Below are 24,627 nucleotides of genomic sequence, written 5' to 3'. Positions count from 1 at the left end.
TATGATCAATGGCAATATCGAAGATTTTTATCCCCTCTCCCCAGCGCAGCAGGGCATTCTCTTTCATTCGCTTTACCAGCCAGAATCGGGCGTATATTTCGGGCAACTGCTGTGCGTCTTGCGCGGTGATCTCAATGTTTCTGCGTTTAGAAAGAGTTGGCAAAAAGTTGTAGACAGGCATCCCATTTTGCGGACTTGTTTCGTGTGGAAAAATTTGAAAGAACCCGTGCAAGCGGTGCGTAAGCAGGCTGCATTATCTTGGCAACAGATGGACTGGCGAGATCTCTCGGCCTCCGAACAACAACAGCAGCTAGAAACGTTCCTAAAAGCCGATCGAGAGCAGGGCTTTGACTTGACATCAGCTCCCTTAATTCGCATTGCACAGGCGCAGTTAGAAGCAGATACTTTTCAGTTTATTTTGAGCCACCACCACTTAGTTTTAGATGGGTGGTCGCTGGCGATCGTTCTTGATGAAGTTTTTGCATTTTATCAAGCCTTCTCCCAGGGCGAGGAATTGCACCTCAAACGCCCTCGCCCTTATCGGGATTACATCGCGTGGCTGCACCAGCAAGATTTATCTGCGGCTGAGTCATTTTGGCGGCAAACCCTCAAAGGTTTTGCAGCTCCAACTGCGATCGCCCGGGGCAATATTGTCGCGGGAAACCGTTTAGAAAGTAGTGGCGAACAGCAGGTAATATTTTCTGCAACAGCCACCGCCGCACTGCAATCCTTAGCGCGGCAGCATCAGCTAACATTAAATACCCTCGTACAGGCAGCTTGGGCGCTACTTTTGAGCCGATACAGCGGCGAAGAAGATGTGGTTTTTGGTACGGTTGTCTCCGGGCGACCGCCAGATTTAATGGGTGCTGAATCGGTAGTGGGGCTGTTCGTAAATCCTCTGCCAGTGCGCGTAAAAATTGACCCACAGGATTTTATTTTATCCTGCTTGAAAGAACTCCAAGCGCAACAAGTTGAGGCGCGGCAATATGAGTACAGCCCCCTCGTTGAAGTGCAGGGGTGGAGCGAAGTTCCTCGGAGTTTGCCTCTATTTGAGAGTTTGGTCGTTTTTGAAAATTATCCTTTGGATGCTTCTTTGCAGGAGAAGATTCCAAACTTAAAAGTAGAGAATATTCGCTCCTTGGAAACAACGAATTATCCTCTAACGGTGATGGGGGTGCCGGGTGCGGAATTGACGCTGAAAATTATTTTCGATCGTAGCTGCTTTGAGGACAGTGCGATCGCGCGAATGCTCGGACACCTGCAAACTTTGCTGGAGGGAATGACTGCCAATCCTGAGCGGAAACTGTCAGAATTGCCCCTATTGAGCGCAGCCGAACGCCAGCAATTACTTGTCCAGTGGAACGACACCCAAGCGGATTACCCCAAAAATTCCTCAATTCACGAATTATTTGCAGCGCAAACAGAGCGAACCCCAGATGCAGTGGCTGCAATTTGCGAAAATGAACAATTGACTTACCGCGAATTGAATGCCAAAGCCAACCAAATCGCGCATTACCTGCAATCTCTAGGTGTAAAACCCGAAGTTTTGGTGGGAATTTGCTTAGAGCGATCGCTGTCTATGCTGGTGGCCATTTTGGGCATTTTAAAAGTCGGTGCCGCTTACGTTCCTCTCGATCCTGCTTATCCCCAAGAACGCCGCTCCTTCATGCTGGCCGACGCAAAAATTCCGGTGCTTTTGACTCAAAAAAACCTCCTAGAAACCCTCCCCGAACACAGCGCAAAAGTCGCCTGTATCGACGCCGAATGGCAGGAAATTTCCCGGCAGAGCGATCGCAACCCCGCTGTTAAAGTAGAAGCTGATAACCTCGCTTACGTCCTCTACACTTCCGGCTCGACAGGCACTCCTAAAGGCGTACTCGGCACCCACCGAGGCACAGTCAATCGCTGTTTTTGGAACCCCTACCCTTTTATCGAAGCAGATATTTGCTGTCAAAAAACGTCCTTAAATTTTGTCGATTCGGTTTGGGAAATCTTTGCTCCTTTGCTGCATGGGTTGCCAACTGTGATTATTCCCGATCGAGCCGTCAAAGATATTAACCAATTCCTTCAAACCTTATCAAAGCAAAATGTAACGCGACTGGTGCTGGTGCCTTCTTTGTTGCGCGCTATCTTAGATTCTTTCCCTGATTTAGACACGCGTTTGCCTCAATTAAAATATTGGATTTGCAGCGGAGAAACTCTGCCGATGGAACTTTGCCAGCAATTTCGAGAGCAGATGCCCCAGCGGGTATTAATCAATCTTTATGGCTCTTCTGAAGTAGCTGCGGACGTGACGTGGTACGATGCAACTCACTGTGTCGAAAAAGTGCCAATTGGTCGCCCGATCGCCAACACGCAAATTTATCTGCTCGATCGCACTTTGCAACCCGTTCCGATCGGAATTCCCGGCGAGATTTACGTCAGCGGCGATGGATTGGCACAGGGCTACTTAAACCGCCCCGAAGTAACCTCGGAGAAATTCATTTCTAACCCGTTTGGGCAAGAAAAATTAGATTTTCTCGGTAATTCTTATCAAAAAGTTTTGTTCAAAACAGGCGATATCGGTTGTTACCTTCCGGATGGCAATATAGAATTTCTGGGCCGTGGCGATTGCCAAGTAAAAATTCGCGGGTTCCGCATCGAACTAGGAGAAATAGAGGCAGCACTTTCTCAACATTCTTCTGTGTCCACCGCTGCTGTTTTGCTTCAGGAAAATGCACCTGGCAGTCAACGCCTAGTCGCTTACCTAGTTCCTAACTCAGGGCTCAGAAATCAGCACCCCGAATTCATTTCCGAACTGCGTTTATTCTTGAAGCACAAACTGCCAGATTACATGGTGCCTTCAGCTTTTGTGCTATTAGATGCGCTGCCATTAACGCCCAACGGAAAAATTGACCGCCTCGCCTTATCTCAAAGGTGCGATTACGTTTCTGATGAAACAGCATTCACTGAGCCACAAACGCCCACAGAGGAAGAAATTGCTGAGATTTGGACTGCTCTTTTAGGCCTAGAAAAAGTAGGAACTAACCAAAACTTTTTTGACCTCGGCGGTCATTCTCTGATGGCAACACAGTTAATATCGCGAGTGCGATCGTGCTTTGGGGTAGAGTTACCGCTGTGCGATTTTTTTGCCGCTCCCACAATTCAGAATTTAGCTGAACTGGTCGAGGAAGAAATTCTGGCAAACGTCGATGCTAACCAGATAGATGAATTGCTTGATCTCTTAGAAAAGAGTGATGGAGAGTCAGCACAAACTGTGATGGTGGCTAAGCAAAAATCGCGTTTGTAAAAAAGCCTAAAAAGCCCTATTCCCTTTATGATTCGCTAGGGGATAGGAAAGAAAAAAAGCCCATTTAACAGGATTGATTCGGATGAGTAAACTAACAGTAAAAGCCAAAAACTCTCACGATCTAATGGAGCCATTAAAAGCCTCTGTTACCCCACTTGAAGAAAAGTTAATGGAGCTATTCAGTGCCTCAGAAAAGTCATTTTTGGCAGAAGAAGCAATGGAGGAGCGAATTTCTGCGCTAGTTCAAGACTTTTTGTACGCAAAAACCGCTAGTACAGATATTGACTTAGAGTTAATTATTCAGGAGTTTAGGGAAAACAAAATTCCCACCCTTCCTACAGATGTTGGGAATTATATCGATGATTTGACCCAAACCCTCGTTGCCCATTCCATTCACACATCTTCTCCCCGATATATCGGTCACATGACGAGCGCACTTCCCTATTTTGTGCGCCCGATCGCGAAGCTTGTAACCGCGATGAATCAAAATTTAGTCAAGATGGAAACTGCCAAAGTTTTAAGCCCCTGCGAGCGCCAGACTTTGGCAATGATGCACCGATTAATTTACGATTTTTCTGAGGATTTTTATAACCAGCACATTCAAAAAAATGAGAGCACGCTCGGTATCATGGTAACGGGCGGCACCCTAGCTAATATCACCGCCCTGTGGTGCGCTCGCAACGCTTCTTTAGGGCCAAAAAATAACTTTAGTGGCATTGAAAAAGAAGGCTTGTACGCAGCTTTAGAGTTTTACGGCTACAAGGGAATGGTGATAATCGGTTCGAGTTTGATGCACTATTCTTTTGAAAAGGCTGCCGGTTTATTAGGCATTGGCGATCGCAGTCTCCTAAAAGTCCCCACCGATTCCAATCACCGCATGGATTTGGCAGCGCTGCGCCAAACTGTAGCCGAATGTCGCGATCGCAATCTGCACATTCTGGCAATTATCGGTGTTGCAGGCAGCACCGATTCGGGAAGTATCGATCCGCTTCCAGAAATAGCCGCGATCGCGCAAGAAGCAAACGCTCACTTTCACGTCGATGCCGCTTGGGGCGGCCCCGTGCTTTTTTCCGAACGTCATCGGCACAAATTCGCAGGCATTGAACTAGCAGATTCCGTCACCATAGATGGACACAAACAAATGTATTTGCCAATGGGAATCGGTCTGGTTTTATTCCGCAATCCCCAAACCGCCAAAGTTATTGAAAAAAACGCACCCTACACGGTGCGAAAAGACTCCCTCGATCTAGGCAAGCGCTCTCTCGAAGGCTCTCGACCAGGTGCGAGTTTGTTCTTGCAAGCAGCCTTGAATATCATCGGCCATCAAGGCTATGAGTTTTTGATAGATGGAGGCATCCATAAAACGCAGCACTTGGCCAATTTAATTCGGGAAAATCCAGCATTTGAATTGCTGCTAGAACCAGAAATTAATATTCTTTTATACCGCTACATTCCAGAAACATTCAGGGAAAAAGCCGCCAAAAAACAACTAGCCGAAGCAGACAACCACTTCATTAATCAATTTAACGAGCGCCTTCAGGAGGCCCAGCGGCGAGCCGGTCACACCTTCGTATCGCGAACAACCGTGCAAACCACCTGTTATGGCAAAAACATTCCCATTGTTGCTTTTCGAGTCGTCCTTGCCAACCCCCTCACCACTGAAGCAGATATCAATGTTGTTTTAAACGACCAGCTAAAAATAGCAGCAAAGCTTTCCTTAACTATCACAAACAGCGACCACTGCGAGGAAGTAAATTATAATGTCTACTAATCGTTCAGAACGACTAAAACACCTCTCGCCCCAGAAGCGAGCGCTCCTCCTCAAAGCATTGGGTAAAGACGCAGTACAGGCTGAGCAATCTAAGCGCATTCCCAGGCGATCGCAGCAAAATTCTGCTCCCCTTTCTTTTGCCCAGCAACGGCTGTGGTTTCTCGATCGATTGTCTCCCGAAAACCCTGCCTACAACCTTCCTGCTGCTGTGCGGTTGCAAGGGCAATTGAATTTGTCGGCACTGCAACAAACACTCAATGAAATTGTCAGGCGTCACGAAGTTTTACGGACTGCTTTTGCAGAAGTAGACGGGGAACCTGTTCAACTGATTTCTCCTTCCTTGGATTTCGCTTTGTCGGTGGTAAACTTGCAACATTTACCAGAAACTGAGCAGCAAGCGGAAATTGAGCAGCGTACTCTTGAAGAAGCCCAACGCCCCTTTGACTTAACGCGATCGCCCTTACTGCGGGGCACTCTCCTGCAACTTGGTTCCGCAGAATATGTGTTGCTGCTGACGATACACCACATTATTTCTGATGGTTGGTCTATGGGGGTATTGGTGCGAGAAGTAGCCGCACTTTATGAAGCTTTTTCCAATGACAAACCCTCTGGGCTGCCTGAACTTCCCGTGCAGTATGCCGACTTCGCCAGTTGGCAGCGGCAGCATTTCCAGGGAGAGAAATTAGAGAAACAGCTCGCTTATTGGAAACAGCAATTGGGAGGCGATTTACCTGTGCTGTCAACAGATAGGCAGCGCTCTCCCGTGCAAACTTTCCGAGGGTCGCAGCAATCTTTTGTGATTTCTGCTTCTTTAACAGAAAGACTGAAAACGCTCGCCCAGCAACAAGATGTCACCCTATTCATGACGTTGCTGGCAGCCTTTCAATCCTTGCTATCCAGCCAAACAAAACAGGATAACCTCGCTATTGGCTCTCCCATTGCCAATCGCAACCGCCTTGAATTAGAGGAACTAATTGGATTTTTTGTCAATACTTTAGTGCTGCGAATTGACACCGCAGGTAATCCAACTTTCCGCGAACTACTCGGTCGAACACGCGAGGTAGCGTTAGCAGCTTACGCTCACCCCGATGTTCCTTTTGAAAAGCTCGTGGAGGAATTGCAGCCGGAGCGAAATCTCAGCTATAACCCGCTGTTTCAAGTGTGGTTTGTACTCCAGAATGCGCCCATGCCACCCCTGGAGTTAGCTGGTTTGACCTTGAGCATTCTGGAATTCGATGTCGGTATGTCGAGACACGACATAAGCCTCACTCTCTGGGAGATTTCAGAAGGAATCCAAGGCTTATTTGACTACAAAACAGACTTATTTGAGGCTGCGACTGTTGCCCGAATGGCGAGAGGTTTCCAAATCCTCCTCAACCAGATAGTCATCCAGCCAGATATCAAGATCGACGACTTGGCAGAAATTCTTACCGAAGCAGAAAGGCAGCACCAAATCGAGCAGCAAAAACAAATTCATCTTTCGGGAATTCAAAAATTAAAAATGGCTAAACGCAAAGTTATGAAAAGTTTAAAATGATGGCTCATATCAAATCTGTTAGCCTCAGAATTATTCCTATCTCTCTTCTCGATATCTGCGTGAATCAGCGTCAATCCCTTGTCATCTGCGGTTAATAATTATCTTTTTTTGACCGCAGATACAGGCAGATTAACACAGATTAACGCAGATGAATTAGATGGATTCCGGTTGCACCATCTGTGATTGTTGACTGTTGACTGAATTTTACTATGCCGATGCTACCGGAATTGATCTCCATCTCTCAGGTTTTTTCGGGAAAAAGGGATAAAATCCTCACCAAAGCAAAAACTATGACAAATACAGAAACAAAGAATCTCAATTCCCAAAAGTTAGGATCGGTTAGGCGCAAAGCCGTCAGCCTCTCCTCAGAGGAATTAGTCAAAACCGCCTACCTCCAGCCCGAAAACCTTCTACCTCTAGTTGTTGGGCCAACAGTAGAAAAATTAAATCTCGCAGGTTGGGCACAGAACAATCGCTCATCAATTGAAACGCAGTTATGGAAGCACGGAGGAATACTTTTTCGAGGCTTTGAAGTCGGCGGGGTGAATGGTTTCGAGCAGTTTATTCAAACTCTTGCTGGCGACTTGTTGGAATATTCTTTTCGCTCGACTCCGCGCAGTCAGGTGAGCGGAAATATCTACACTTCCACCGAGTATCCTGCCGAGCAATTCATCCCACTGCACAATGAAATGGCTTATTCTCGAAATTGGCCGCTGAAAATCGCTTTTTTCTGCGTCAAGAAAGCCGAACAGGGAGGAGAAACTCCGATCGCTAACAGCCGCAAAGTGTTTGAAAGCCTGGATCCAAAGATTAGAGAAAAGTTTGCCCAAAAAAAGGTTATGTATGTGCGAAATTACGGCGGTGGGGTAGATTTACCCTGGCAAAATGTCTTCAATACTGATAGCAAAATAGAGGTAGAAGAGTATTGCCAAAAAGCGGGAATTGAGTTAGAATGGAAAAGTGGCGATCGCTTGAGAACTCGGCAAATATGTCAAGCTGTCGCTAGGCACCCACAAACGCAGGAAATGGTGTGGTTTAATCAAGCTCACCTCTTCCACATTTCCAATCTCGAACCCGCCGTTCGCAAAGAGCTTTTAACTTCTTTTAAGCAGGAAGATTTACCCCGCAATGCTTATTACGGCGATGGCTCGCCCATTGAAGATTCTATATTAGACGAAATTCGTCGCTGCTATCAGCAAGAAACGATTGTTTTCCCTTGGGAAGAAGGAGATGTCTTGCTGTTAGATAATATGCTAGCCGCGCACGGACGCACGCCATTTTCTGGTTCGCGTCGGGTTGTTGTCGGTATGGCAGAAGCGTTTAGCTGTCAAGATATTTAGGCTTATTAAAGGAACAGTAGATATGCAAAAGGAAACAATCGAAGGGTTTAGACTCTCTCCACAGCAACGGCACCTGTGGGGGTTACAGCAAAATAATCCTAAACAGATCTATCGCGTTCGAGGTGCAATTTTAATTACAGGAAACCTCGATCGAGAAATTTTTACAAGGGCGCTGCAAAATGTCGTAAATCGGCACGAAATCCTGCGGACTAGCTTTCACTGCTTGCCTGGGATGACACTACCCCTGCAAGCGATCGCCAGCACTGGTCAAGTTCCTATCTCGGAACACAATCTGAGCGGTTTGTCTCCAGAAGAACAAGAAGCTAAAATCGCAGCGCTTTTTCAGCAACTAAGTCTGCTTCCTTTTGATTTTGAGCGCGGCCAACTTTGGCATATCTCTTTAGTCACTCTCGCCCAAGACAAGCACCTATTGGTGGCGAACTTCTCTGCCTTAATTGCAGATAGCGTCACCCTGAAAAATTTTACCCGCGAACTCAGTCTTTCCTACTCAGTCTATACGTGCCAAGAAGAAGCAGCCGATGAGCCAATGCAATATGCCGATATTGCTGAGTGGCAAAATGAGTTACTCGAATCAGAAGAAACGGCAATCGGCCAAGAATACTGGCGAAAGCTGAACATTGAATCTTTGGATTTATTAACGCTTCCTTGGGAAAAGAAGAATTCAGAAGCGGAATTTAAGCCGCTCGTAGAAAGGTTGGAAATTCGGGGTGATTTGTTGAACAGCCTGGAAGCGATCGCCCCAAAGCACAAAAGCGATATTTCTGCCTTCCTGCTGACTTGCTGGCAAATTCTCATTTGGCGGCTTACCAGAGATTCAAACCCGATAATCGGCGTAGCGATTGACGGCAGAAAATATGAAGAATTAGAACACTCTCTGGGGCTGCTGTGCAAATACTTACCCCTACGATGCCCAGTGCAAGACGAGTTAAATTTCTCACAAGCGAGGCAGCAAGTTGAGCTTAATCTCAACTTGCTGTACAACTGGCAAGAATATTTTAGCTGGGAAGAAATCCTAGAAAACGAAAAAAGCAGCAGCTTTTGGCCCGTCTGCTTTGAGTTCCAAGCAGAGCCTAAGAACTATGGTAATTCAGGCGTTTCATTTTCCCTGGTTCGGCAAGATGCCTGCCTAGAGCCATTCAAACTCAAGCTCTCCTGCCTCCGCCGATGCAATTCCATAAGCGCTGAATTTCACTATGATTCCGCTTTATTTGCTGCGGCAGATATAAAGCGCTTGTCAGAACACTTTCAGGCGCTCTTAGAAAGTACAGTCAAAAATCCAGAAGTCGCTATCAGTCAGGTAGACATACTGAGCGATCGCGATCGTCACCAGCTTCTCGTCGAGTTCAACCAAACCCAGAAAGATTACCCGAAAAATAAATGCGTTCACCAGCTTTTTGAAGAACAAGCAGAACGCAACCCAGACAGCATTGCCGTCGTCTTTGAAAGTGAAAAAATCACCTACCGAGAACTCAACGATCGCGCCAATCAACTCGCCCATCACCTGCAAAACTTGGGAGTTGAACCAGAGGTCGTTGTTGGCATTTGCCTCGATCGCTCCTTAGAAACAATCCTAGGAATGCTGGGCGTACTCAAAGCCGGTGGTGCCTATTTACCGATCGATCCAACGACCCCAATAAAGCGCAAAGCGCTAATGCTAGAAGACGCTCAGGTGAAGGTTTTGCTCGTACAACAGCGGCTCATCGAAACCTTGCCTAAAACTCAGGCAAATATTGTTTGCATCGATACAGACATTCCCACTGTTTCTGCCTCTTACACAGATCGCGCCTCTTCTGACAATTTAGCTTACGTCATCTATACTTCCGGTTCCACTGGCCTCCCCAAAGGAGTTGCGATCGAACACCGGCAACTGCTCAATTACCTGCACAGCATTCAAGAAAAATTAAACCTACCAGCCGGTGCCAGTTTTGCTACCGTTTCCACCTTCGCCGCCGACTTAGGAAACACAGCGATTTTCCCCGCCCTTTGTTTCGGCGGTTGCCTGCATATTATCTCCCAAGAACGCGCCACCGATCCAGAGGCACTGAGTGAATATTTCTGCTGCCATCCCATCGACTGCCTCAAAATAGTTCCCTCTCACCTAGCCGCCCTTTTAAATTCCTCTCAACCCAAATCAATTTTGCCTGGTAAACGGCTTATTTTAGGAGGTGAATCTGCCAACTGGAGCTTAATTAAAACAATTCGCAATCTTGCTCCCAGTTGCTCAGTATTCAATCACTACGGACCAACAGAAACAACTGTAGGTGTCCTGACTTATCAAGTGGAATTTGATAAAATAGGGTGCGATTTTGACACAGTTCCACTCGGTATTCCGATTGCCAACACTCAAATTTATATCTTGGATTCTTACTTGCAGCCGGTGCCGATAGGCGTAGCTGGTGAACTGTACATCGGCGGTGATAATTTGGCGCGCGGATATCTTAACCGCCCTGAATTAACCGCAGAAAAATTTATTCCCAATCCATTTGACACGCAAGCAAAGACGCGACTGTACAAAACCGGCGACTTGGCTCGCTATTTGCCAGACGGAAACATCGAATTTATTGGGCGAATTGACGGCCAAGTAAAAATTCGCGGTTTCCGCATTGAATTGGGAGAAATTGAGGCGGTGCTGGGGCAACATCCAGATATCGCGCAGGCTGTAGTTGTGGCGCCAGAAGACGGGATGGCACAAAAGCGCCTCGTGGCTTATTTGATTTCCGAGCAGAAACAAGCACCTACCCACAAGGAAATTCGCAATTTTTTAACGTCAAAATTGCCGGAGTACATGGTGCCTTCTGCTTTTGTGATACTCAAAAGTTTTCCTTTAACTTCTAACGGAAAAATAGACCGACGATCCCTGCCCGCACCTGACGAAATGCGACCGGAGTTGACAGAAAACTTTGTCGCGCCTCGCACAAATATCGAGGAAGTTTTAGCCGCTATCTGGGCTGAAGTTCTCAAAATTGAAAAAGTCGGCATTTACGACAACTTTTTTGAATTAGGAGGGCATTCCCTATTAGCAACTCAAGTAATTTCCCGAGTGCGCCAAGCATTTCAGGTCGAGTTGCCTTTGCACCGTTTATTTGAGTCGGCCACAGTCGCCGATTTTGCAGTAGCGATCGCACAAAAGCAAGCCGAACAAACAGACAGTGAAATGCTAGCTCAAGTTTTAGCAGACCTCGATCAACTCTCAGAAGCCGAAATTCAGGAAATTCTCGCCCAACAAGGAGTCAGCAAATGAGTGATTTAATCGAACGCATCGCGACTCTTTCTCCCCAAAAGCGCGAGTTGCTGTTGCAGCGGCTCAACCATAAAAAAGAAAACGTTTCGCTAGCAAAAATTCTGCCTCAAAGTCGAGAGTCTAACACTTTTCCTCTGTCGTTTGCTCAACAGCGGTTGTGGTTTTTTGAGCAACTAACTCCAGGCAACTTTACCTATCACATCGTCGCCGGCGTGCGTTTGACGGGAACACTCGACGCGAGATCCCTCGATCGCAGTCTCAACGAACTTGTCAAGCGTCATGAAGTTTTGCGAACGGCTTTTAAGACAATAAACGGGCAACCCGTTCAGGCGATCGCTTCAAATCTGGAATTGAAAATTTTAGAAATAGATTTGCGAGGTCTTCCTGAAACTGAAGGATATCGCGAAGTAGAACGGTTAATCGCCGCAGAAACTCAGCAAGCTTTCGACCTGTCACAAGCACCCTTATTGCGTGCCAAATTGCTGCAATTGAGCGATTCAAACTGGGTGCTGCTATTGAGTACGCACCACATCATTTTCGATGCCTGGTCAATGGGAATATTTATCCAGGAACTCGCCACGTTGTATCAAGCCTTTTGCACTGGCAAACCTTCTCCCCTTCCCGAACTCTCGGTACAGTACGCAGACTTTGCAAGTTGGCAGCGCCAGTGGTTGCAGGGAGAAGTTTTAGAGACGCAGCTTGCTTACTGGAAAAAACAGCTTGGAGGCAATCTCTCTGTACTAAATTTGCCAACCGATCGCCCCCGCTCGGCAGTACAAACCTTCCGAGGTGCCGTGCATAAATTCACCATTCCCAAGGCAATCGCAGAGGAAATCGCCATATTAAGCCAGCGGGAAAAAGCTACTTTATTTATGACCCTGCTGGCAGCTTTTAAAACATTGCTCTATCGCTACACCGGGCAAGAAGATATTTTAGTCGGCTCCCCCATTGCTAACCGCAACCGACGCGAAATCGAGGAATTAATTGGCTTATTTGCTAACACCTTAGTTTTTCGCACTAATCTGTCGAGCAACCCTACTTTTAAAGAGTTACTGAATCGCGTGCGAGAAGTAGCTCTCGGCGCGTACAACCACCAGGATTTGCCCTTCGAGAAACTGGTAGAAATCATACACCACGAACGAGATTTAAGTCATAATCCGCTATTTCAGGTGTTGTTTTCTCTGCGAAATGTTCGGACGCCGCAGATAAAATTGCCAGGAGTGACGTTGAGCAGTTTGGAAATAGAACGGAAAACGGCGAGATTTGATTTAGCGCTTGACCTGGAGGAAGGATTAGAGGGTATTAATGGAACCCTTGAGTATAGCGAAGATTTGTTTGATGCTAGCACTGCACGACGGATAGCCGGACATTTTATAACCTTACTAGAAAGTATAGCTGCCAATCCCGAACAGCGCATTTCAAATTTGCCAATATTGACCAAATCTGAACAGCAGCAACTGCTGTTCGAGTGGAACAATACTCAATCGGAACTTCCGAATAATCAGTGCGTACACGAATTATTTGAAGCGCAGACAGAGCGGACGCCGGATGCGATCGCTGTCGTCTTTGAAAATGAATATCTGACTTACCGGGAACTGAACAAAAAAGCAAATAACCTCGCAAGTTACTTGCAAAAAATCGGTGTCAACCCAGAAGTTTTGGTGGGAATTTATGTCGAGCGTTCCCTAGAAATGATGGTAGGGCTTCTCGGCATTCTCAAAGCCGGTGGCGCTTATGTTCCCCTCGATCCAGCGTATCCACCAGAGCGCCTTGCATTCATGCTGGAAGACGCGAAAATTTCAGTGTTACTCACTCAGAAAAAGCTATTAGAAACCCGGCCCACAAATAGCGCCTCCTTCGTATTTCTGGATGCAGATTGGGAAGGCATATCGAGCAGCGACGAGCCAGTCGTGGGTTTACAAAATTCCTCAAATTTAGCCTATGTCATCTATACTTCAGGCTCAACAGGTAAACCCAAAGGAGTGCAAATTTCCCACGCCTCTGTCGTTAACTTCTTGAGTTCTATGCGCCAACAACTCGCGATCGCAGACCGAGATGTTTGGCTAGCAGTAACATCCTTATCTTTTGACATTGCAGCGCTGGAACTGTTCCTGCCTATTACAACAGGTTCTCGCGTTGTTGTAGCCAGCCGAGAAGTAGCATCTAACGGGGAAAAGCTTTTAGAAACATTAACAAATTCTGGCACGACAGTCATGCAAGCTACTCCAGCCAGTTGGAAAATGCTTTTAGCAGCAGGATGGCAGGGAAACAATCAATTAAAAATACTTTGCGGGGGAGAAGCTTTACCTCGACAGCTCGCCAATCAGTTGCTTTTGCGCTGCGCTTCTGTGTGGAATTTATACGGCCCTACAGAAACCACTATCTGGTCAACTCTCTATCAGGTCGATCGCAAAGATGAATCAGTTTCCATCGGTCGCCCGATTGCTAACACTCAAATTTTCATATTAGACCCCTATTTAATGCCGGTTCCCGTTGGCGTATTTGGCGAACTGCACATCGGCGGTGCCGGCTTATCTAGAGGCTACCTAAACCGACCGGAACTGACCGCAGAGAAGTTTATCCCTAACCCCTTTGCAGAAGACCCAATTCATGATTCATTCATCCCTCATCCTTCATCGTTTATTCTTTCAGAACGCCTCTATAAAACCGGGGATTTGGCTCGCTATCTCCCAGATGGAAACATTGAATTTATCGGGCGCAGCGACCACCAAGTGAAAGTTCGCGGATTTCGCATCGAATTAGGCGAAATTGAAGCGGTACTCAGCCAATACCCAGCCGTGCGAGAAGCGATCGCACTGGTTCGAGAGGACAATCCGGGCGACAAGCGTTTAGTAGCTTATATCGTTGCTAACTCAGAACTCCGGGGCGGACACGGGGACACCGATCCTACGCATTCAGAATTTATTAATCACTTGCGCGTCTTTCTCAAACAAAAACTGCCGCCGTACATGATGCCGTCAGCGTTTGTGCTACTGGAAGCAATGCCTTTAACCCCTAACGGAAAAATCGATCGGCGATCGCTAAGAGCACCTGACATCAACCGAGCGGAATTCGAGAGCAATTTTACCGAGCCTCGAACTCCCGACGAGCAATTAATAGCAGAAATTTGGGCGGAAGTTCTCGGTTTAGAGCGAGTGGGAATTCACGATAACTTCTTTGAATTGGGAGGTCATTCATTGCTGGCTACTCAGGCGATTTCTCGCCTGCGAGAAGCTTTTCAAGTTGAAGTACCCTTGCGCTCTCTTTTTGAATCGCCTACCGTCGCAACTGTCACCCAAAGCCTCTTGCAATATCGCGCCGAGCAAAAACTGAAAGCACCCCCCATCAAGCCTGCGTCAAGGCAGGGAGAATTGCCCCTTTCTTTTGCACAACAACGACTGTGGTTTCTCGACCAATTGCAGCCGGGCAATCCTGCCTATAATATCCCAGCAGCCGTGCGCTTGAAGGGGGCGCTCAATGTAGCAGTTCTAGAGCAAACTTTTCAGGAGATTATCAAGCGACACGAAGCATTGCGGACAACTTTTAATTCCGTGGAAGGACGACCCGCTCAGGTTATTATTTCATCTTTTAATTTCACATTGCCGATCGTAAACTTAAGAGAGTTATCGCAAGCTGAACGAGAAGCCGAGGCAATGCGACTCGCCGCTGAAGAAGCGCGACAGCCTTTTGACCTAACAAAATGGCCGTTACTGCGCGTCACATTGTTACATCTTGACGAGACAGAATACCTGCTGTTACTGACAGTACACCACATCGTAGCTGATGGCTGGTCGATGGGGGTACTCGTGCGGGAAGTGGCGGCGCTTTATGAAGCTTTCTGCAGTGGCAAACCTTCTCCCCTACCCGAACTTTCTGTACAATACGCAGACTATGCTGTTTGGCAAATAAACTGGCTGCAAGGCGAAGTTCTGGAAGCAAAACTCGCTGACTGGAAGCAGCAGTTGGGTCAAAATTTGCCCCCCCTGCAATTGCCAGCAAAACAACCGCGTTCTGCTGTTTCTAGCAATCAAGCTGAAATTCAAGAATTCCAGCTTGATTGGCAAGTTTCACAAGCGCTAAACGCACTCAGTCGGCAACAAAATGTCACCTTGTTTATGAGCTTGTTAGCAGCACTTCAAACGCTGCTTTATCGCTACACAAATCAAGAAGATATTGTCGTAGGTACTGACCTGGCAAACCGCACACAAGTTGAGACAGAAGCTTTAATTGGTTTCTTTGTCAATATCCTCGTCTTGCGAACCGATATGCGCGGCAATCCTACATTTCGCCAACTGCTCGATCGCGTGCGCGAAGTGACATTAAAAGCTTACACTCACCAAGATTTGCCCTTCGACAAACTGGTAGAAGAACTGCGTCCCGATCGCAGCCTGAATCAAACACCGCTCTTTCAAGTCTTATTCGTCATGCAAAATATGCCCATGCCTGCTTTAGAGCTAGGCGGGTTAACTTTGACACCCTTAGAACAAGACAGCGGCATCGCCAAATTTGATTTAGTTCTCTTCGTGGGAGAAACCGAGCAAGGAATTGCAGGCACTTGGAAGTACAACACTGACCTTTTCGATGCCGCCGCCATCGAGCAAATGTCCAGCCGTTTTCAAACCTTACTCAACAGCATTGTGGCACAGCCTGAGACTCGGTTAAATAACTTAGAAATTCTCACGGAAGCGGAAAAAGAACAACAAGCAAGGCAAGAAGTCAAGCGCGAAAAGATGAATTTTAGCAAGTTTAAGAGTGTTAAACCGAAAGTAGTCACTCTGCCAGACGGCGAGTTGATAAAAACCGAATTTCTCCAGCCTGGGGAACTATTCCCGCTAGTCATTAAACCCGCTGCCCGCGATGTCGATCTGATTGATTGGGCGAAAAACAACCGAACATCGATCGAGACAAAATTGCAGCAACACGGTGCAATTTTGTTTCGAGGCTTCACCGAGCCCTTAGTTTCTACTTTCGAGCAGTTTGCCTTGGGGATTTGTCCGGAATTGTTCAGCGAGTACGGAGATTTGCCGCGCGAAGGAATCGGCGGAAAAGTTTACGGTTCGACCCCTTATCCTGCGGACCAAACCATCTTCTTTCACAACGAAAGTTCGCACCTGCACCGCTGGCCAATGAAAATCTGGTTTTTCTGCGTTCAACCCGCGCAGTCAGGCGGCGAAACCCCGATCGTTGATTGTCGGAAAGTTTACCAGTTGCTCGACCCCAAACTCCGAGAAAAATTTGCCCAAAAGCAACTGATGTACGTCCGCAATTACACCGACGGACTCGATGTAAGCTGGCAAGAATTTTTCAAAACGGCGCAGAAAACTGAGGTGGAACAATATTGCCGTCAAGCGGGCATAGAATTTGAGTGGAAAGAGGGAAATAAGCTCAGAACTTGCAAGCGGAGACCGGCGATCGCCAAGCACCCCAAAACTGGAGAGATGGTATTTTTTAACCAACTTCCTTTGCACCACATTTCCTGCTTAGATCCCGCCGTCCGAAACTCCTTATTATCTGTCTTTGGAGAAGGAAACCTGCCTCGCAATGTTTATTACGGCGACGGCACTCCCATTGAAGACTCGGTAATGGCAGAAATTCAGGCCGTCTATCAGCAGGCAACCGTTAGTTTCCCTTGGCAAGCTGGCGACATATTAATGTTAGATAATATGTTGGCGGCTCACAGCCGCAATCCATTTGTCGGGTCGCGCAAAATTGTGGTAGCGATGGGCGAAATGATCGGTGAAGCAGAGATTTAAAAGCTGGCTTCTATCCCGCAAAATTCGGCTTTATCCGACTCTGCTAGGAAGTTATAATTCCCAGTAGTCGCCACTTCAACGCCTTTCCCATAGTCTGTTTTAACTTATATGTTGCACCATTCTCAATCAGCCTTTTATGGGCGGGCAGGATGCCCACCCCAGAAGAAAATCTACTCTTTGTGGAACAGGCATCTTGCCTGTTCTTGAGAATGGTGCAAGATGTGAGTTTTAACGGACTTGAGCTATAAGCTTTGGACTAAAGTCCCTGGCGAGCCTAAAACATACATCAATATAACCAATGCAAACAATTAATGGATTTCGGCTTTCTCCTCAACAAAAATATCTGTGGCTGTTGCAACAAGAGAGTCCCGCTTATCGCGCTCAATGTGCGATTTCGCTCGAGGGCAATCTCCAAGCAAATGCCTTAAAAGAAGCGCTGCAAAAAGTCAGCGATCGCCACGAAATTCTGCGAACCAGCTTTCAGCGACGTTCTGGGATTAAATTTCCGATTCAAGTCATCGGCGATCGCAGCTTAATTTCCTGGCAGATCGTTAATCTCGAATGCTTGACCCCGCCAGAACAAGCGGCTAAACTCCCTGAAATTTTTCAAAACGAAAAGCGCTCAGTTTTCAACTTTGAGCAAAATCCAATTTGGCGCTTATCCTTAATTTCTCTATCAGGAAACAGGTACCTTTTGCTTGTTAGCCTGCCTTCCCTGTGCGCCGATTCCCGCACCCTCAAAAATCTAATTCGAGAAATTAGCCAGTGTTATGCAGCTTGCTTGCAAGGTGAGGAACTGACCGACGAAGTGGTGCAATATGTCCAATATTCGGAATGGCAGAATGAATTGATTGAGGATGAAGAGGCTGCAGAGGGCAAAAAATACTGGACTCAGCGGGATTACTCGGCGCTAGCCAGTTTAAAATTGCCTTTTGAAAATAAAAATAGCAGCGCGTCCGAGCGATTTGAACCGAATTTTTTTGAGGTTAAAATAGAACCGATCTTACTAGAAGAAATAGAAGCAATCGCCCGCCGCTACGAGACCTCAATATCTGCTTTCTTTCTAGCTTGCTGGAAAACGTTGCTCTGGCGGCGGTTGGGAAAGGCAGAAATCATTATTGGCACCGCCTTCGAGAATCGCAAATATGAAGAATTAGAGCCAGCACTCGGTCTATTTGCCAAGTTTTTACCGCTTCGCAGCCAACTGCAAGAAAATTTTACCTTTCAGGAATTCTGGCAGGAAATTCAGCAATCCCAAAGCGATGCTTATAAATGGCAGGAATATTTCAACCGGGAAGATATAAACGGCTCGCCTGGATTTCCATTTTGTTTTGAGTTTGAGGAACAACTAGAAAAGTATGCGGCGGCTGGCGTAGATTTTTCAATTTACCAGCAATATGTCTGCGGCGATCGCTTCAAAGTTAAACTCTCCTGCGTGCGCCGAGAGGATGCTCTCATCGCTGAGTTTCACTACGATCCTGCCTTGATAGGGGAACAAGCGATCCAATGTTTAGCAGAGCAATTCTACACCTTAATAAAAAGTGCAGCTAATCACCCAGAAACCGCTCTCGGCGAGTTGGAAATTCTGAGCGATCGCGCCCGCCACCAAGTCTTAGTTGAGTTCAACCAAACACAAAAAGATTACCCAAAAGACAAGTGCATTCACCAGCTATTTGAGCAACAAGTGGAGCGCGTACCAGAGCGCCTTGCGGTTGTCTGTGAAAATCAGCAACTCACTTACCGGGAACTCAACGCCCGCGCCAACCAAATCGCTCATTACCTACAACACTTAGGAGTTAAATCCGAAGGAGTAGTGGGAATTTGTGCTGAGCGATCTGTGGATGCGATCGCTGGAATGCTCGGCATTCTCAAAGCAGGCGGCGCGTACTTGCCACTCGATCCGGCTATGCCAAAAGAGCGCCTCGCCTTGATGTTGCAGGATGCCGGAGTGGCAGTGCTATTAACGCAACAACAGCTAATCGAAAACTTGCCAGAAACTCAGGCAAAAATCGTTTGCTTAGACGCAGAAATTCCCTCTGTCTCCCCCTCTCCCTCTCCTCCTCTCTCTGGTGAAAATTTAGCTTATGTCATTTATACTTCCGGTTCCACTGGCACGGCAAAGGGAGTGGCAATTGAACACCGATCGCTCGTCAATTACCTCTACAGCATTCAGGAACGGCTAAACCTGCCATCAGGTGCCAGTTTCGCAACCGTTTCTACCTTAGCAGCCGACTTAGGAAATACAGTAATTTTTCCAGCTTTATGTACGGGAGGAACCCTTCACATAATTTCCCAGGAATGCGCCACCGATCCAGAGGCGATCGCTGCTTACTTTCAGCAGCATTCCATTGACTGTCTCAAAATTGTTCCCTCCCATCTAAAAGCTTTATTAACTGCTTCTTATCCAGCGCAGGTTTTGCCTAAAAAGCGATTAATTCTTGGCGGCGAAGCCTTAAGTTGGAATTTGCTCGAAACTATTCAGAAATACGCCCCAGACTGTGCAGTCTTCAACCATTACGGGCCAACAGAAGCAACCGTAGGCGTGCTGACTTATCCCATCAAAGACCGAGAAAACTGCATTTCTGAGACAGTTCCTCTCGGTCGCCCTATCAATAACGCAGAGATTTATTTACTTGATTCGCACTTGCAGCCAGTTGCCATTGGCCTGTCCGGCGAGTTATACATCGGCGGTGCTTCTTTAGCTCGCGGCTATCTAAACCAACCCCAATTAACAGAAGAAAAATTCATCCTCAACCCCTTCGACGCCGAACCAGGAGCACGTCTGTATAAAACCGGAGATTTGGCTCGGTATTTGCCGGACGGAAATATTGAGTTTTTAGGGCGGATCGACAGCCAAGTTAAACTGCGAGGGTTCCGCATTGAATTGGGGGAAATAGAAGCAGCGCTATCTCAACATTCCGCTGTGCGCGAAGCAGTAGTTTTGCTACTGGAAAATGAACCTGGGAATCAGCGCTTAGTAGCCTATGTTGTACCCGCGAGGGAATCAGCGATCGCTATTAACGAGCTGCGGTCATTTTTAAAAGAAAAACTGCCCGACTACATGGTTCCTTCTGCTTTTGTCGTACTGAAAGGATTGCCCCTCACTGCTAATGGAAAAATAGACCGACGCGCGCTGCCAGCGCCGGAGGCGGCGACAGCCGATTTAGCAGATACTTTTGTGGCTCCTAGCACTCCCATTGAAAAAATGCTTGCTGAGATTTGGGCTGAGCTGCTAGGGCTGGAAAAAGTAGGGATTTATGACAATTTCTTTGATTTGGGAGGACATTCATTACTGATTACTCAGTTGCTAGCAAAGGTAAGAGATTCTTTCCAAAAGCAATTGCCCTTGCGCCGTTTCTTTGAAGCGCCTACCATCGCTGCTTTAGCAAAGAATATTGAGGTGAAGCATGGGGCGGATTCTGCGGGCGATCGCACTGCAAGTTTCGATATTAACGCTGAAGTTGTTTTAGATCCGACAATTCGCCCTGCAACTCCATTGAGCGAGCCAAAAACTGAACCAGCTTGCATTCTCTTAACAGGGGCGACTGGCTTTTTGGGAGCCTTTTTACTCCGCGACCTCTTGCAACAAACTCAAGCAGAAATTTATTGCCTAGTCCGTTCTGCGGATGCAGAATCAGCTAAAAAGCGGATTCAAAGCAGCCTCGAATCCTATTTAATTTGGGATGAAAGCAGCAGCGATCGCATTATCCCAATTGCTGGAGATTTGTCTCAACCACTTTTGGGGCTTTCCGAGGAGCAGTTCGGAGTTTTAGCCAGTAAAATTAATGTCATTTACCACAATGGCGCGTTTGTCAAGTTTACTTATCCCTACTCTGTTCTCAAACCCGCTAACGTTTTGGGGACGCAGGAAGTTCTGAGATTGGCGAGTCAAAGTAAGCTAAAACCAGTCCATTTAATTTCTACTATTTCCGTTTTCTCGGCAATGGGAGAATCGGGGATTAAGGTAGTGCGAGAGGAGGATGAACTCACTCCGGGAGAGGGTCTAAAAGGCGCTTACACTCAGACTAAGTGGGTGGCAGAAAAGTTAGTAGAGGTCGCGCGCGATCGCGGCATTCCTGTTAGCATTTACAGGCCAGGCCGCATTTCTGGGGACAGCCAAACAGGGGCCTGCAATCCCAGTGACTTACTGTACAGGTTAATCGCTGGTTGCGTGCAACTTGGATGTGCGCCCGATGACGATAAGCTGATGAATGTAGCTCCTGTTGACTATGTGAGCCGAGCGATCGTTCATCTTTCGAGCCAAAAAGAATTGCTCGGAAAAACTTTTCATTTAGTCAACCCTCAGTCCTTTCAAATGAGTGAATTGCTTGGCTGGATTTGCTCAATGGGTTATCCAATCAAACGAGTTTCGTCTGAGGCTTGGCAAGCAGAAATAATCAATCGCGCTGGATCTTCTCCAGAAAATGCGTTGTATCCGCTTGTCGGTCTTTTCTCCGAAAAAGTTTCGGAAGCAGAAATGGCTAAATCTGCCACGCTGCAATTCGATTGCCAGAATTCGTTGAAGGGACTTTCTGGAACGGACATTATCTGCCCGCAAGCGGATGCGAGTTTGTTTCGGACTTATTTTTCCTATCTCGTCGATTGTGGCTTGATAGGTAGCCGCAATTAAAACCTGTAAGGGCGCAAAGCATTGCGCCCCTACCTGACTCAAACTCTGGAGAATTCAAAATGAACGAACAATTGCAGCAAAGACACATGAAAGCGCTGATAGAGCGCTACACCGATCGCACCAAGACCTCTAAGAATTTCGCGCAAAAATATCGTCCGGTTCTCGCGGACAATCGGGCTTCTGATGGGTTTCGCTTTCCCGTCAAGGAGATGTTTTATCCCATTGTCGCCGAGCGATCGCTGGGTTCTAAAATGTGGGATGTTGATGGCAACGAATACATCGATATCACAATGGGATTTGGCATCAATCTTTTCGGCCATAATCCGCCCTTTATTAAAGAAGCCCTTTTAGAGCAACTCGATCGCGGCGTACAAATTGGCCCACAAGCAGAACTTGCCGGAGAAGTTGCGGAATTAATCTGCGAATTAACTGGAATGGAGCGCGTCGCTTTTTCTAATACCGGCACAGAAGCGGTGATGGCAGCTTTACGATTAGCTAGAGCGGCAACTAAACGCAATAAAATTGCTTTGTTTTCTGGTTCTTATCACGGTCATTTTGACGGAACTCTCGCAGTTGTAAAAAAGATAAATGGCGATTTATGCACCATTCCAAAAGCGCCAGGAATTCTCGGTAATTTTATTGAAGATGTTTTAGTTTTGGATTACGGAAGCCCTCATTCCCTGGAAATTATCAAAGCTCACCAGCACGAATTAGCGGCGGTTCTCGTGGAACCCGTGCAAAGCCGCCGTCTCGATTTGCAACCTAAAGAATTTCTCCACCAACTCAGACAATTAACAAAAGAATCAGAAATTGCGCTGATTTTTGATGAAATGGTCACCGGTTTTCGAATTCATCAAGGCGGGGCGCAGGCGTGGTTTGGCATTGAGGCCGATATTGCAACTTACGGTAAAATTGTCGGGGGCGGTATGCCTATTGGAATTATCGCTGGAAAAGCTGCTTATATGGATAAAATTGACGGCGGTTTGTGGAACTACGGGGATGATTCCTACCCCCAGGTAAAAACAACAATTTTTGCCGGCACTTTTTGCAAGCACCCACTTGCTCTGGCCGCTGCGCGTTCCGTGCTGCGCTATCTTAAAAGTCAAGGCCCAGCCCTTCAGCAGCACTTGAATCAGCGAACTTCGCAGCTAGTTGAAACCCTGAATGCTTATTTCAAAGAAAATGAAGTCTCTGTCTGGCTTGTAAATTTCGGATCGCAATTTCGCGCTGCTGCATCCGTTGAGATAGATCCGCTACTTTTTCACTTACTGGAAAAGCGTATTTTCATATCCGAAGGTCGTAGCTGCTTTCTCTCCACCGCTCACACTAATGAAGACATCGATCGCATCATTCAGGCGATTAAAGAGAGCATTCAAGAAATGCGCGAAGGAGGATTTTTCCCGATTCAGCAATAAACTTGGTTTTTGATCTCGCGCATTTTTAACGGAATTAGATTTAACTCACCGCCGAACCTCAATTTTTAGGAAGGGACAACTGGGTGATGCTTAGGGAAAGAGATTATTGAATATTTCTACTTACCATTGTCTCGGAGGATTCACTTTGATCTACTCCATCGGTGTATGCTGCCTGTTGGGGGGTGCGTAATGTGGGCTTAAATGCCTGTGCGTTGCATTTGCAGTTTCCCTGTCGCTCAAAGATTTATATCATAAGTGTAAGGACTAATGGCAACTGACTATTGACTACATCAATCATTAATAAATTCACCTTCACAGATAATCGAGTCTCTGTTCTCCAAATCTTCTTGATTCCAGACCGCGTTTAATGCTGCGGAACTTAAGGAAGTTGACATCGTATTTAATGTTGTGTTGTAGTATTCGACAGCATTATTAAGTTCTACCTGTGGCGCTTCCTTGAAGTATGAATTAATATCAGGCGTACACCGCTGGGCTTGGTAGTATACATAAGCTTCAGCATTAATGCACATTACGTGATAAAAATCTCTATTTGCTGCCGTCACATCTCCAAGTTTATACAGCGCTAAACCCCGGTTGAGATAAGCTTTAACATAGTTCGGATCGAGTTTTACTGCTTGGTCAAAGTCTTCAATTGCAAGCTGCATTTGTTTTAATTTATAGCGAACACAACCTCTGTTATAATAGGCATAAACATTCTGTGGATCGATGCCGAGTGCAGTGTTGTAATCGGCGATCGCCTGCGTATTGTCTCCTAATTGGTGGTAACAGAGACCTCGATTTATGTAAGCTTTGATATATCTAGGATTCAACCGCAGCGTTTCGTTAAAGTTTTCCGTTGCTGCCTCTTTTTCTCCCAAAAGGTAGTAAGCGCGCCCCCGGTTGTAATAGGTTTTATAATTGTGAGAATTGATAGATAGAGCTCGATTGTAGTCTTCTATTGCTTCTTCGTAATTTCCTAAATTAGCAAGTACAAGTCCCCGGTTGTTGTAGATAGCGTGGCTGTTAGGCTTATTTGCTAAAGCACAGTTTAGATCATCAATGGCTTTTTCGTGTTCTCCGAGATGACGCCAAGCATTGCCTCGGTTCAAGTAAGCCTCGAAGAAATTAGGGTTGATATCTAGGGCTTGGCTGAGGTCTGCGATCGCTTTTTGGTAGTCTTTCATGTAATAGTAAACCAAGCCGCGATTGTTGTAGGCTTTGGCATCGACGGGATTGACTTGCAGTATCCGATCGAAGTCCTCAAGTGCCGCTTCATAGTTTCCTTTCTTGGCGCTGTGCAAACCGCGCTTGTAAAATTGTTTGAGGTTCATAGGTCAACTTTCAGGATTGCTTGATGCTGGGGGTTGATTCCTGTGCAGTCAGTTTTGAGTTCGACAGCCGTTAATCTGTTGAAAGAGCATCCACCTGCGGTCAGAGTAACTCTTAAATGATTGCCGGCAATCTACCCTAAACAGGCTTTTTGGTTTATTTTAACAGTAGTTAAATCCTGTTGAAAGGCTCTGCACGTCGGCTGGATTTACTTAGTCAGTTGGATTGTTTACCCGAGGATCGACTTGATCTCAAAAGTCTAGTTTTACTTGGTGTTCTGTGTCTCTTGATGCGGCGGCGA

9 protein-coding genes are annotated in these 24,627 nt (G+C 46.6%); 8 read left to right on the top strand and 1 reads right to left on the bottom strand.

Annotation, left to right across the window (positions count from 1 at the left end; genetic code table 11):
- Window position 1 precedes the first annotated feature (1 nt).
- The 8 genes from QUB33_RS07095 (at window position 2) to QUB33_RS07060 (ending at window position 22,997) form a co-directional block, all read left to right on the top strand.
- On the top strand, window positions 2-3,289 hold the full coding sequence (locus QUB33_RS07095; RefSeq protein ID WP_333348921.1) for an amino acid adenylation domain-containing protein: 3,288 nt from the start codon (window positions 2-4) through the stop codon (window positions 3,287-3,289).
- Window positions 3,290-3,371: 82 nt separating this feature from the next.
- Window positions 3,372-5,060, top strand: a complete 1,689-nt coding sequence (gene panP / locus QUB33_RS07090) for a pyridoxal-dependent aspartate 1-decarboxylase PanP (protein WP_333348919.1) — start codon at window positions 3,372-3,374, stop codon at window positions 5,058-5,060.
- Window positions 5,050-6,597, top strand: coding sequence for a condensation domain-containing protein (locus QUB33_RS07085; RefSeq protein WP_333348917.1), 1,548 nt, complete (start codon window positions 5,050-5,052; stop codon window positions 6,595-6,597). Before panP ends, QUB33_RS07085 begins: the two co-directional genes overlap by 11 nt.
- A 290-nt stretch (window positions 6,598-6,887) precedes the next feature.
- Window positions 6,888-7,937 carry a TauD/TfdA family dioxygenase gene (locus QUB33_RS07080; RefSeq protein WP_333348915.1) on the top strand — a complete coding sequence of 350 codons (1,050 nt, stop codon included), beginning with the start codon at window positions 6,888-6,890 and terminating at the stop codon, window positions 7,935-7,937.
- Window positions 7,938-7,959: 22 nt separating this feature from the next.
- Window positions 7,960-11,199, top strand: coding sequence for an amino acid adenylation domain-containing protein (locus QUB33_RS07075; protein WP_333348913.1), 3,240 nt, complete (start codon window positions 7,960-7,962; stop codon window positions 11,197-11,199).
- Complete coding sequence (locus tag QUB33_RS07070; RefSeq protein ID WP_333348911.1) at window positions 11,196-16,952, top strand: amino acid adenylation domain-containing protein; 5,757 nt, start codon at window positions 11,196-11,198, stop codon at window positions 16,950-16,952. The genes QUB33_RS07075 and QUB33_RS07070 overlap by 4 nt, the downstream gene beginning before the upstream one ends.
- 298 nt (window positions 16,953-17,250) lie before the next feature.
- The gene (locus QUB33_RS07065; RefSeq protein WP_333348909.1) at window positions 17,251-21,582 is read left to right on the top strand and encodes an amino acid adenylation domain-containing protein; all 4,332 of its coding nucleotides are present in this window, start codon (window positions 17,251-17,253) and stop codon (window positions 21,580-21,582) included.
- 59 nt (window positions 21,583-21,641) lie between these two features.
- Entirely contained in the window at window positions 21,642-22,997 is a 1,356-nt protein-coding gene (locus QUB33_RS07060) for an aspartate aminotransferase family protein (RefSeq protein WP_333348908.1), read from the top strand.
- A gap of 290 nt (window positions 22,998-23,287) precedes the next feature.
- Here QUB33_RS07060 and QUB33_RS07055 read toward each other — a convergent pair whose 3' ends face one another.
- Window positions 23,288-24,328, bottom strand: a complete 1,041-nt coding sequence (locus QUB33_RS07055) for a tetratricopeptide repeat protein (protein ID WP_333348906.1) — start codon at window positions 24,326-24,328, stop codon at window positions 23,288-23,290.
- Window positions 24,329-24,627 lie beyond the last annotated feature (299 nt).

The organism is Microcoleus sp. B3-A4 (assembly GCF_036705385.1).
GTDB lineage: Bacteria > Cyanobacteriota > Cyanobacteriia > Cyanobacteriales > Microcoleaceae > Microcoleus.
The sequence above is the reverse complement of the archived record's forward strand: the minus strand, read 5'-3'. Positions and strand labels throughout refer to the sequence as shown.